This window comes from Photobacterium aquae, assembly GCF_001029445.1.
GTDB classification, from domain to species: Bacteria; Pseudomonadota; Gammaproteobacteria; order Enterobacterales; family Vibrionaceae; genus Photobacterium; species Photobacterium aquae.
In genome coordinates this window covers 637,802-650,130 of the sequence record NZ_LDOT01000002.1, presented here as the reverse complement: position 1 = coordinate 650,130, position 12,329 = coordinate 637,802, and the positions used below count along the sequence as shown (strand labels likewise).

Sequence of the window (12,329 nt, the reverse complement as noted above, 5' to 3'; positions counted from 1 at the left end):
TCGAAAATTTCGATGATCCCTGCCAATATTCCCCCGCCGACTTTGTGGGGGCTCCTTTCTATAATCAAGGGAAACGTATGATGAGAAGGGGGAGATTATGGGAAAATTGGTGCAGGGAGTATGGCATGATGTGTGGTATGACACTAAAGACAGTGGCGGGAAATTTGTCAGGGAGGATGCTGGTTTCCGTCATTGGGTGAAGTCGGCTCGAGACAAGGGAGACGATCATCTATTTGCTGCTGAGTCAGGTCGATATCACCTATATGTATCATTAGCGTGCCCTTGGGCTCATCGGACACTGATATACCGTAAGCTTTTGGGGCTTGAACCGCATATTGGGGTGACAGTTGTCAGTCCAGATATGAAAGATCAAGGTTGGGCGTTTGACACCCCTGAACCGCTTTATGGCGCGTCTTTCCTTCATCAGCTTTATACTCGAGCCAAAGCGGATTATACCGGGCGAGTTACGGTCCCGGTTTTGTGGGACAAGCACTCCCAGACTATTGTCAGCAATGAGTCTGCCGAGATCATCCGAATGTTCAATTCGGCATTTAATGATGTGACGGGCAATGAGGTTGACTTTTATCCTGTCGAGTTAAGGGAAGAGATCGATCGATGGAACGAATATGTTTATCCGGCAATTAACAACGGTGTCTATCGTTGCGGTTTTGCTACGACTCAGCAAGCCTACGAAGAAGCCTTTGGCCTCTTGTTCGCCGCGTTAGACAAGATAGATGCCCACCTTGCCACATCACGTTATCTTGTTGGTAATCGACTGACTGAGGCGGATTGGCGCTTGTTTACGACCCTGATCCGTTTTGATCCCGTCTATGTCGGGCACTTCAAGTGCAACCGCCAGCGCCTTGCTGACTATCCACACCTACAAGGTTACCTTAAAGAGCTCTACCAGTATCCGGGTATCGCAGATACGGTCGACTTTTATCATATCAAGCGGCATTACTACTTTAGCCATACCACCATTAATCCAACGGGGATTGTGCCGTTAGGGCCCGAGTTGGATCTTAATTCTCCGCATTTGCGAGACAGGCTGGTGTAACTGCCTGCGCAGCCGCAGTGCGTCTAGCCGTCAGTTTGTCGAACAGGCTTTGGCGTCGCCGTGAAAGCTGGGGGGGTAATGGCATCAGGGATAGCGACTTTACGCCATCTATCAGCTGGGCGTCGCTGTCCTCACCTAGCAGATAGAGGCATTCGAGCTTGCCGAGGTTGGCTTCGCTGCTGTAGGGGTAGTCGCGCAGTACTTGTCGGTAAACCTGTAGAGCATCAGCGGGTGCTGGCTGCTTTAGCGATTCGGCTTCTAGCAGCCGTTTTTCGGCTGACTTTATCGCGTTGATGAGTAACGGTTGTTGTCGGATATCGTCAAGACGCTGCTGGCTGTGCGGGCCGATTGGGGCCTGTTGTGTGATGGCGTAGTGGCAGAGCCCTAATAGCGATATTTCACCAAGATGAATCAGCAACGGTAGTGCGTCGGCAATAATCGCAGATGGTAATTTATTGGTTTGGCTGAAGAAATAGGATAAACCAATTAATAAATGACGTTTGGCGTCCAAGGGGCGCTGGTTGATACCGAGCCTCGCCTGGTAGATATGACCAAAGCTGGTAAGCGTATTTAGCTGGGCTGGCGGCAACCGCGAGGCAAGCCGCCGGTGGATAATCTCAAGCTCGCTCATTAACTGGCGGGAAAAAAAAGGAGAGTGATGCCGAAAGTAGACTTTTTCTATGATGGCCGTATATCTCGCTAAGTTGTCGAGCCATGCGGGATCGGTGATTGGCTGATTTGCAGCCAGAGAGCGGCCGCATTCGAATAAGAGTTGATGGTTGTTTGTGTCGGCGGCCAGTTTGGCGACTCGCAACGTGCGTTGGGCGATACACGGGGTTTGTCGGTGCGCTTTCAGGGCGATGTTCAAGGCCTCGTCTACATGGCCGCTTTCGGCAAGGAAATCAGAGAGGAAGTCATAGAGTTCGATTGCCAGAGGATGGTGCTGAAGTTGCTGCTGAAGGAGCCGAATGGCTTGCTCTTTGTGCCCGAGGTGATACCAGGCTCGAGCCTGATAAAGATACAACCGTGGGTGAGGTGTGCTGGTAAGTCGCTGTTCTGCTTCTTTAGCCGCTTCCTCCCAGCGCTCTTCGGCTAGCAGCATGTCAAGAAGCAGCCCGGCAAGTTTACGGTTGTTACCTACCTGAGAGAGCATTTCCCTGCATTGTTCAATAGCAAGGTCAGTATTATATTGCCGAGTATCGTAAATCGTCTGGCAGTACTGGTTGCTTAGCAGTGTCGCCGTCACTTTTTCCCGCACCACCCCAAGAGAGATCGGTTTGTGGATAAAGGCATCGGGGGCGATAGAGAGGCTGGTGAGGATTGCCTCGCTGGTATGGTCGCCTGATGTCATCACAATCCCACAGGCAGGTTTGATGGCATTGTTGAGCCTTAGCATGGCAATGAGTTCGCAACCGGTTAGCGGTGGAGAGAGATGGTAGTCCACAAACAGCAGGTCGAAAGCACAATGTTGGCAGGCGGCGATGGCTTGAGGGGCCGTCTGAACCATGCTGATATCAGTGTAGCCAATTTGATTTAAGAGGGTTTTGAGCAGACATGCCGCACTTTTTTGATCGTCAATGATCAATATCTTCCCTTTTTTAACTGTGGTGTCATCCTTGGCGCTTGTCGGCATCTCCGTACCCTATTTTATTATGCTCCTAGTTGAAGTGTAGGCTAGCGGAGGTTGCTTGGATATAGCGGGAGGGGTGAAAAGGGCTGATCATGTGATCAACCCTGAAAGTGGGACTGTCGGAAGGTTAGTCTTGCTGGCAGAAAAGCATCACATTGCTGGATGTGTTTTTTTCCGGGCCACGAAATACCAAGCTGCATGTATTATCCAGTTCGAAAATACGATGGCGTGACAGATGGGTATCGTCATCTTCGTTGACCAGCAAGTAACGGTTGCGTTCAAGGCGACTGAACTCAAACGTATAGTGCCAAGTATCGTTTTGCATCCTGTCGTTGTGGATATCACTGTTCGACATTTTGAACTGGTAGCTGTTGCGGAACTGCTTGATATAGGTCGTACTGCTGATCCCATTTCTTTCAACGGTGCCAACCAATACATTCTCTTGCAAGTAAGTGCTACCGAGCAATCCGATGTTAACGATCACGACCATCGCAATGAGCGGGTAGCGTTTAACAAAAAAGAATCTTGTTAGTTTTGTTATAAGTGCAGGTTCTGTCATCGAGAATTACTCGTAGTTCATTGGTGTTGTCGTTCTTTTCAATCTTCTGGTATGGCACGGCATTGAAAAATGAATGGAATACATTTTTGTACCAAATAGCACTCGCAAGGCTGTAGCCGTTGAACAGGGTGATACCAATGAGCACCGCCGCGATGGTGAAGATGGCTGCGGTATGGGTCTTGGGAGACTGAACATTGCATTTAGGCGCAGGCGCAGGGGCATCAGGTTCTGTTGCACAGACCTGCAGTGCTGGACGAGCCTCTAACTCAGGGCGGTTATCATCAATGACAATGGAGTAACCTGTGCCTGGGTGGTTGATAATGACAGACTTGTCGCTGTCACCTATCGCAATCCGAGTCCGATTGATCAGTTGTGGCAGGCTTTCTGGTGAAATTGCATGGCTGCCCCATATCGCTTCGATGATATCGTTTTTATCGATTACTTTCGGGTAGGCATCGATCAGGCATTGTAGCAAGGCTTTTTGCTTGCTGGTTAGCTTAACCAGCTCGGCTTGGGCCTGAGTATCGGTGGATACTTTATACAGTGATTGGGAGGTAAAGCTCCAATAGAGCTCTCCCAACACACAGTATGAAGACCGTGAATTAAGATCGATCAAGCAAGTGTCTCCGTTCGGGCGGTGTTAGCTAATGTTGCATAAGCGAGGTAAACCAGTCGTTTCTGTATTTTGTATGTCTGGTCGGTATTTATCGCTTTGGGGTTAATACTTGTACTGTACTGTATGAGTAAAAGTGAGGGATTTTGTCTGATAAATCATGCAATGTCTATTTAGAGTGTTTATTTCCAGCTAAAAAAAACATTATCATCATGTAAAAACAGACACATAATGGAAAATAAGGTTGCATTTTAGTCGATATTTGCGTGGCTTTATGGGTAGGGATTCTGAGAAAAAAGAGAGGCGGGTTAAAAAATGTACGGCAAGGCATTGAGATGTTGCGAGAGGAGGGAGGAGAGCATCGGGTATAAAGAAGGGAGAGGAGCAAAAAAGGGGGGATATCCTTTCCCCAATAATCACCAGTAGATGTCACATAGAGAGATACTCATTCCAAAAGTATCTTCGTTGTGGGCAGAGCCCAATGATCAACGAGTCGCCCTGTTAAAGTCAGCGTGTTGGGTTGCTAACTTTTTTCGGCTCTCCATGTGAGAGATCATCTTGTTCTTTACACGCAGGAGGTGTTCATCATGTAACTTTTTGACTTGGATATTAAGTTGCCTGCTATTCTTCACTGCAACCGTTCCTTCCCAAAACCGTGTATTGCCAATGTAGAATGGTAGCAATAGTCGGATTGTAAACTGGTACTGTCAAAAGTGACGGTTCATTCCCCCTGAGTGATAGGTGATTGCGTGTATTGCTCATAAATAAAGTACAGTAAATTAGCCAACGAACATTGAAGCGATACCTCAAGTTCGAAGTCAGAATACGTTGCGATTGCATTTGGGCAAACTTACATTTGATTAGTTAATTTATTTGTCATTTAGATTGACACTAAATGAATGTAAATAAGCATGTTAATCTTAATTTAAACATGCACTTAGTGGCATTTGAGTTGATGATATTAGTGCGTGTTGGTGAGGTTTTTATAGCGCCGAATATCTATTATGACGAAAGTCGTCAGTGTTCTAAAAAGTGATAACTATTGCTGAAGGGCGATGCGCAACCCTCTTTTATGCGTCTGTTTTTGTAAGCGGACAGAGGCGGATCTCGCCGGGACCATAACAGATGGGAAGGTGGGTATTTCGCGCTAGGGTAAATGTGGGTGACTGTGTATATTCAATTTAATGTGCGGGTTTGTAGCGCGTTGGAAACGTAGAGAAACAGGTTCGATGGCGGCTAAGAGGTGATGTGATGAGGGTTATCGTGTGTTAGGTAATAGATACGAAAAAGCCAGCTGCTTGCGCAACTGGCTTTGAATGATGGTGGAGGGGGACGGATTCGAACCATCGAAGGCGGAGCCGGCAGATTTACAGTCTGCTCCCTTTGGCCACTCGGGAACCCCTCCACGGGGTGTTGCAAATTGTTATGGTCTTATCGACCTCGAAAATCGCATTGGCAATTTTCTTGAATGATGGTGGAGGGGGACGGATTCGAACCATCGAAGGCGGAGCCGGCAGATTTACAGTCTGCTCCCTTTGGCCACTCGGGAACCCCTCCACAGGGTTCAGTGTGCTAGGAGTTATCTCAACTAGCGGAAAGACGTACCATACACAAGATATAAACGGCTTTCAAGAATAATGGTGGAGGGGGACGGATTCGAACCATCGAAGGCGGAGCCGGCAGATTTACAGTCTGCTCCCTTTGGCCACTCGGGAACCCCTCCACAAGTGCGGGGCGAATATTAGCAAACTTAGCGTTACTGTAAACCTTTTTCTGCGAATAGCTTAACTGCTTGCTGTTATTTTCGTCATCTTGTTGGTGTGGTTGACGATTTGGTTGTTTTTCAACTCTTGTTCGCAACACGTAAACGTAATATTGCTTATCTTTACACTTCTTTACCCCGTTTCGCTATTCCATCAGATATCATCTGCGCAGTTTTCTAATAATGGATTCAAGAATGAAAAAAGTCCTTGTTGCGGCGTTGGTGACCGCCGCGTTAGCAGGTGGCGGTTATGTGTACTTCCACGGTGAGTCGGTTGCCGCTGAGCCAAAGGCTCGTCCCGGAGCTGCCCGTGAGATCCCTGTAACGACGGGTGTGGTTTCCTCGCATCCGGTGAGCCAGTCCTTATCATTGGTGGGTAAGCTGGAGGCACAACGTTCAGTAAACTTGGCGACGGAGGTCGCTGCAAAGGTTGAGCGTATCGTAGTTGGCGTGAACAGCCAGGTTAAGAAAGGTGAGCTGCTGGTGCAACTGGATGATGCCAAGGCTCAGGCGGCTTATGCCGAAGCAAATGCTTACCTCACCGATGAAAAGCGCAAGCTGGGCGAATATAAGCGCCTGGCTACCCGAGGGGCGATTACCCAGACGGAGATTGATGCCCAGCAGGCCAGTGTCAATATTGCCGAGGCTCGTTTGAAAGCCGCTGAAGCGGAGTTGGCCGATCATGCGATTCATGCCCCGTTTGCCGGGACGGTCGGATTGGTTGATTTCAGCGAAGGCCACATGCTGACGGTGGGCAGCGAGCTGTTCTCGCTTGATGATTTGTCGACGATGCGCCTTGATATCCAAGTACCCGAGCAATATTTGTCGTTTTTGCGCGAGGGGATGAAAGTCACTGCCACAAGTCAGGCATGGCCGGGGCGTGAGTTTGACGGCGTACTGACGGCGATTGATTCGCGGGTACAGCCCGATTCGCTCAATATCCGGATTCGTGTCGCGTTGGATAATCCAGAAGCCAGACTTAAGCCGGGGATGATGATGGTGGCTAAGCTGGGATTTGCGCCGCAGGATGCTGCCGTGATCCCTGTTCAGGCTCTTGAGTATTCAGGTACCAAGCGTTTTGTTTACTTGGTTGATGATGCGGGTAAGGCCCACCGCACCGAAGTCCAATTGGGGGCGCGGGTGGAAAACGAGGTCATGATTGAGTCTGGTATCACGGTCGGCGACCGTATTGTGGTCCAGGGCCTGGTGAACATGCGCGACGGGGTGCAGGTGAACGATCTGACGGCGGGGAAATCACCGAACAACGGGGATAAGGTCTGATGTGGTTGTCTGATGTATCGGTGAAGCGCCCTGTTGTGGCGATTGTACTGAGCCTGTTGCTGTGTGTATTTGGTATCGTATCGTTTACCAAGCTGTCGGTACGTGAGATGCCGGATGTCGAAAACCCAGTGGTGACGGTATCGACCAGTTACTCAGGGGCATCGGCTTCTATTATGGAAAGCCGGATCACCACAGTGCTTGAAGATCAGCTATCGGGGATCAGCGGTATCGAAAGCATAACCTCGACAACCCGTAACGGCATGTCGAGGATCACGGTGGAGTTTGAACTGGGCTGGAATCTGACCGAAGGGGTCAGCGATGTACGCGATGCGGTATCCCGCGCCCAGCGTCGTCTGCCGGATGAGGCGGATGATCCGATTGTCTCCAAGGATAACGGCAGCGGCGAATCGGCGCTCTATATCAACCTGACATCGGGGACAATGGACCGGACCCAGTTGACCGACTATGCCGAACGGGTTCTGGTGGATCGCTTCAGCCTGATCAACGGGGTGAGCTCGGTGGATCTTAGCGGTGCACTATACCGGGTGATGTACGTCAAGCTGAAACCTGAGCAGATGGCCGGACGTGGGGTGACGACAAAAGATATCGTCAATGCCCTCAATCAGGAGAATGTCGAGCTGCCTGGCGGCGAGGTGCGCAATGATATGACTACTATGTCTGTCAGGACTGCCCGCCTATATCGTGATGCCAGCGATTTTGAATATCTGGTGGTGCGCACGGCCAGTGATGGTTCGCCGATCTATCTCAAAGATGTGGCTGACGTTGCCATCGGCGCCCAGAATGAGAATGCGACGTTCAAGAATAACGGCATCGCCAACCTGAGCTTGGGTATCGTGACTATGACCGATGCCAACCCGCTGAATGTGGCTGATGATGTCTATGCCGAGGTTGAGCGGATGCAGCGCTTCCTGCCGGAAGGGACTTCTCTGTTTGTCGACTATGACTCGACGGTGTTTATTGACCGTTCGATTCAGGAAGTTTACAGCACCTTGTTTGTCACGGGTTTGCTGGTGGTATTGGTGCTTTACATCTTTATCGGCCAAGCAAGGGCAACCCTGATCCCCGCAGTAACCGTGCCCGTATCGCTGATTTCAGCCTTCATGGTGGCTTATTTCCTCGGCTTTTCGATCAACCTGCTGACCTTGATGGCGCTGATCCTGGCTATCGGGCTGGTTGTCGATGATGCCATCGTGGTGGTTGAGAATATTTACCATCATATCGAAAAGGGTGAGCCGCCATTGCTGGCCGCTTACAAGGGAACCCGTGAAGTGGGCTTCGCCGTTGTTGCGACAACCGTGGTGCTGGTGATGGTCTTCCTGCCGATTTCGTTTATGGACGGTATGGTCGGCCCGCTGTTTACCGAGTTTTCGGTCTTGCTGGCGGTATCAGTCATTTTCTCATCGATTGTGGCACTGACGCTGAGTCCGGTATTGGGTAGTAAGCTGCTTAAGGCCAATGTGAAGCCAAGCCGTTTCAATCTTCTGATTGATCGGATGTTTGGTCGAATGGAGAAGGGTTACCGCAAAGTCGTGACGGTATCGGTTCGCCATCGCTATGTCGCGCCGTTTATCGTGCTGGGTTTTATCGGTTTGAGTGTGGTGTTGATGAAGGCTGTTCCGTCGCAGTTGGCCCCGCAGGAAGACCGCGGTGTGATCTTTGCCTTCGTCAAAGGTGCAGAGGGCACCAGCTACAACCGGATGGTGGGCAATATCGAAGAAGTGGAAAGCCGCCTGCTGCCTATGGTCGGCAAGGGCGTTCTGAAATCGGTCTCTATCCAGACCCCGGCCTTCGGCGGTCGAGCTGGCGACCAGACTGGCTTTGTGATCATGCAGCTGGAGAACTGGGAAGATCGTGACATGAGCGCCACTGAGGCGCTGGGTATGGTGCGTAAGGCCCTGCAAGGGATCCCCGATATCCGGGTATGGCCGTTTATGCCGGGGTTCCGGGGCGGTTCATCGGAGCCTGTCCAGTTTGTGCTTAACGGGGCGGATTATGCCGAGCTGTTCAAATGGGCCAGTGAGTTGAAGGTGATCGCCGAGGCCAGCCCGATGATGGAAGGCGTCGATCTGGATTATGCGGAAACCACGCCTGAGCTGGTGGTGACGGTGAACCGTCAGCGCGCTGCGGAGTTGGGGATCCCGGTCAATGATATCGCCGAGACGTTGGAGGTGATGCTGGGTGGCCGGAGCGAAACAACCTTCGTCGATCGTGGTGAGGAGTATGATGTCTACTTGCGCGGTGACGAAAACAGCTTCAACAACGCCTCGGATTTGAGCCAGATTTACGTGCGTACCCGAGATGGCCAGCTAATTACGCTGGAGTCGCTGGCCGAGGTCGAGGAAGTTGCATCGGCTCAGCGTCTTAGCCATAACCAGAAGCAGAAATCGATCACCCTCAAGGCGAACTTGATCCCTGGCTATACCCTAGGAGAGGCGTTGGATTTTCTTGATGAGCAGGCATTGTCGATGTTGCCGAGCGATATCGTGATTGACTATGCCGGTGAGTCCAAGGATTTCCGAGAGAACCAGAGCAGTATCTTGATGGTATTTGGCTTGGCACTGCTTGTGGCCTACTTGGTTCTGGCTGCCCAGTTCGAGAGCTTTATCAACCCGATGGTGGTGATGCTAACTGTACCTATGGGGATATTCGGTGGCTTGGCCGGTTTGTTGCTGATGGGACAAAGCCTCAATATTTTCAGTCAGATCGGTATGATCATGCTGATCGGAATGGTAACCAAGAACGGGATCCTGATCGTTGAGTTTGCCAACCAGTTGCGTGATAAGGGCGTGGCGTTTGAGCAGGCGATCATCGATGCCTCCGAGCGCCGCCTGCGGCCGATCCTGATGACGGCATTTACCACCCTGTTTGGCGCGGTGCCGTTGATCTTCTCGACAGGTGCCGGCGCAGAGAGCCGCATTGCGGTTGGGGTTGTGGTGTTCTTCGGTATGGCGTTCGCCACTTTCGTGACCCTGATTGTGATTCCTGCAATGTACCGTCTGATGGCGGCAAATACCAAGTCTCCGGGGTATGTTGCCGAGCAACTGGAAAAAGCACTGCAGGACGACTCTGCCCATGGCGCTGGGGAGGACAAGGGAGCAACGGCTTAATTTATGTAAGCATTTCTGCCAAGCCGTAGAATAAGGCCGGTCTCTATTTATAGATGCCGGCTTTTTGTTTGCAGCTTTTCTTTTCTAAAATTGAAGGGGATTGCTAGAATAGCGCCAACCCGGGAACGTCGATGTACGATAGCCCGGAAAGTGCATTAGTCACCAACCTTACATCGCGTTGCGAAACGCAGAGAATAGAAGAACACCATGCCAAATAAACAGCCTCAATCCGCAGCTCAGGGCGGTAACGCCAACGGCGTTCGTTTGAACAAATATATCAGCGATACCGGGTATTGCTCACGACGAGAAGCCGATAAGTTGATTGACCAAGAACGTGTAACGATCAACGGCAAGTTGCCGGAAATGGGCACCAAGGTCATGCCGGGCGATGAAGTGCTGGTGGACGACAAGCCTCTGCGTGCGAAAGAGCAGCCGATTTATATCGCGTTGAACAAACCAGCCGGGATCACCTGTACCACCGAGCGTCATATCAAAGACAATATCGTTGACTACATTGGCCACCGTAAGCGTATTTTCCCTATTGGCCGCTTGGACAAACCGTCAGACGGTCTTATTTTCCTGACTAATGACGGTGATATCGTCAACAAGATCCTGCGTGCGGGCAACAACCACGAGAAAGAGTATGTGGTGCGTGTCGACAAGCCTATCACTCAGGAGTTTATCGACAAGATGGCATCTGGGGTTGAGATCCTTGATACCGTCACCCTGCCTTGTAAAGTGACCCAGGAAACCCCGTTTTCGTTCCGGATTGTGCTGACGCAGGGCCTTAACCGCCAGATCCGCCGGATGTGCGAGGCATTGGGCTATGACGTATTCAAGCTGCGCCGAGTGCGGATCATGAACGTCAGCATTGACGGCCTGCCAAACGGCAAGTGGCGTTATTTGACCGATGCAGAGATCGCCGATATCCACAGCTTGATTGCCGATTCGAGCAAAACCGAAGAAGCCTCTCGTGTTGATGCCGAGGGCAAGGCGATTCAGAAGGCGACCGATGCCAAATTGTTCGACAGCCGCCAGCAAGGCAATGGCGAGGCGTCCGGTAAGATTCAATACAAGACCTACAAAGGCAAGGGTGATGCGCCGCGCCATCGTGGCGAAAGCGGCGAGCGTCATGGCCGCGGTGATCGCAATGAGCGTCGCGGTGGTAGCTTCGGCGGCAATCGTGACGAACAGCGCCGTAGCCCTCGTCCGGGCCGTGGGCCACAACCAGGCCATTTCCGTAACCGTGATGAGCAAGCGGGTCAGGGCAAGCGTGGTCAGCGTGATGATCGCCCGGCGGGCCGTGACGACAAACCACGCAGCGGTGGTTCTAGCCGGATCCAGAAGTGGGTGCCGGGTAAATAAAGTAGGCCACTTGCTTACGTGAATAGACAGAAACGGGAACCTCAAGGTTCCCGTTTTTTTATGCCTGTGGTCGTTCGCGATATTGCCACCAGATTATGCTCAGAATGCAGGCGGCAACAACCCCGGTTCCTGCACACCATACTGTCATTCGGTGTGTGTGGTAGAAATTCAGGAATGGGGAAAGCTCGTGCATAAGAACGACAGGGCCGATCCCGAATACCGTAACCCAGATGGTGGTAGCCAGAGCATTGCTGGCAATAAACGTATTGAAAGGCATCTTGGCAATGCCGCAGCCAAGGCTCATGGTCTGTTTAAGCCCTTCGACAAAGCGGCTGATGAGAAGGGCGACAAGGCCGAATCGCCCAATGAACTGGTGTAGCTTGGTTTCGGTCTGAGGTTTTAGCCAGCCTTTTTTCAGAAGGAGGTTGCCGAATTTAAGGCCTGTAAGGTAACCCAGCATATTGCCGAAAAAGGCACTTGATGCCCCGACAAGCAAGACGCCTTCGATGGACATTTCACCGTTGGCGGCAAGAATACTGGATACAATCAGAAATGACTGGCCGGGAGTGGGGATCCCGATACCCTCTAGCGCAATGGTGAGCGCAAGAATCGCGTAACCATATTGGTGAAGATAAGGGGCCAGTTCATTGATGATGTGCTGCAGGGTCTCGAGCATAGTTTGAATTTTGTGATTGATGTCAAAAAAATCAGTATACGCTCAATATTTCCGGAACAGAATATGCCTCCTTGGAATTGTCTGGGTGTTTTACTGAAAGTGGTTGGGACGATTCCTACTTGCAATCGCTGGCGCGAATGTAGAGTATGTACTCATTGATGAAAGCAGTTGCTACTGGCCGGCACAGAGGGACAGGGTGCATGTAGTTAGGGCGGCTTTTTTGCCCAAGGGCGAGTCTTAGAACAATACAGAGGAAGT

8 protein-coding genes and 3 tRNA genes are annotated in these 12,329 nt (G+C 51.1%); 4 read left to right on the top strand and 7 right to left on the bottom strand.

The genetic code is table 11. The features are described 5' to 3' along the window. The first annotated feature begins 97 nt into the window (after positions 1 to 97). On the top strand, positions 98 to 1,057 hold the full coding sequence (locus tag ABT56_RS03485; protein WP_047877426.1) for a glutathione S-transferase family protein: 960 nt from the start codon (positions 98 to 100) through the stop codon (positions 1,055 to 1,057). Here ABT56_RS03485 and ABT56_RS03480 read toward each other — a convergent pair. The 6 genes from ABT56_RS03480 to ABT56_RS03455 form a co-directional block, all read right to left on the bottom strand. Further along, positions 1,023 to 2,690, bottom strand: a complete 1,668-nt coding sequence (locus tag ABT56_RS03480) for a response regulator (RefSeq protein ID WP_047877425.1) — start codon at positions 2,688 to 2,690, stop codon at positions 1,023 to 1,025. The two genes, ABT56_RS03485 and ABT56_RS03480, sit on opposite strands and share 35 nt — an antisense overlap. 124 nt (positions 2,691 to 2,814) lie before the next feature. Then, entirely contained in the window at positions 2,815 to 3,171 is a 357-nt protein-coding gene (locus tag ABT56_RS03475) for a hypothetical protein (protein ID WP_157037768.1), read from the bottom strand. Positions 3,172 to 3,196: 25 nt separating this feature from the next. Next, on the bottom strand, positions 3,197 to 3,862 hold the full coding sequence (locus ABT56_RS23190; RefSeq protein ID WP_053062368.1) for a winged helix-turn-helix domain-containing protein: 666 nt from the start codon (positions 3,860 to 3,862) through the stop codon (positions 3,197 to 3,199). Between the two features lie 1,317 nt (positions 3,863 to 5,179). Further along, positions 5,180 to 5,264: transfer RNA gene (locus ABT56_RS03465), tRNA-Tyr, on the bottom strand. Positions 5,265 to 5,331: 67 nt separating this feature from the next. Beyond that, positions 5,332 to 5,416: transfer RNA gene (locus ABT56_RS03460), tRNA-Tyr, on the bottom strand. Positions 5,417 to 5,497: 81 nt separating this feature from the next. Beyond that, positions 5,498 to 5,582 (bottom strand) — tRNA-Tyr (locus ABT56_RS03455). A gap of 234 nt (positions 5,583 to 5,816) precedes the next feature. Here ABT56_RS03455 and ABT56_RS03450 point away from each other — a divergent pair. The 3 genes from ABT56_RS03450 to rluF all read left to right on the top strand — a co-directional run bounded on the left by ABT56_RS03450 (position 5,817) and on the right by rluF (position 11,395). After that, positions 5,817 to 6,902, top strand: a complete 1,086-nt coding sequence (locus ABT56_RS03450) for an efflux RND transporter periplasmic adaptor subunit (protein WP_047877423.1) — start codon at positions 5,817 to 5,819, stop codon at positions 6,900 to 6,902. Further along, positions 6,902 to 10,030 (top strand): multidrug efflux RND transporter permease subunit, encoded by a 3,129-nt coding sequence (locus tag ABT56_RS03445; RefSeq protein WP_047877422.1) that lies wholly within the window; start codon positions 6,902 to 6,904, stop codon positions 10,028 to 10,030. The genes ABT56_RS03450 and ABT56_RS03445 overlap by 1 nt, the downstream gene beginning before the upstream one ends. A gap of 207 nt (positions 10,031 to 10,237) precedes the next feature. Beyond that, positions 10,238 to 11,395 carry a 23S rRNA pseudouridine(2604) synthase RluF gene (gene rluF / locus ABT56_RS03440; protein WP_047877421.1) on the top strand — a complete coding sequence of 386 codons (1,158 nt, stop codon included), beginning with the start codon at positions 10,238 to 10,240 and terminating at the stop codon, positions 11,393 to 11,395. A gap of 58 nt (positions 11,396 to 11,453) precedes the next feature. On the opposite strand, the gene ABT56_RS03435 is transcribed toward rluF, so the two are convergent. Beyond that, complete coding sequence (locus tag ABT56_RS03435) at positions 11,454 to 12,071, bottom strand: DedA family protein (protein ID WP_047877420.1); 618 nt, start codon at positions 12,069 to 12,071, stop codon at positions 11,454 to 11,456. Positions 12,072 to 12,329 lie beyond the last annotated feature (258 nt).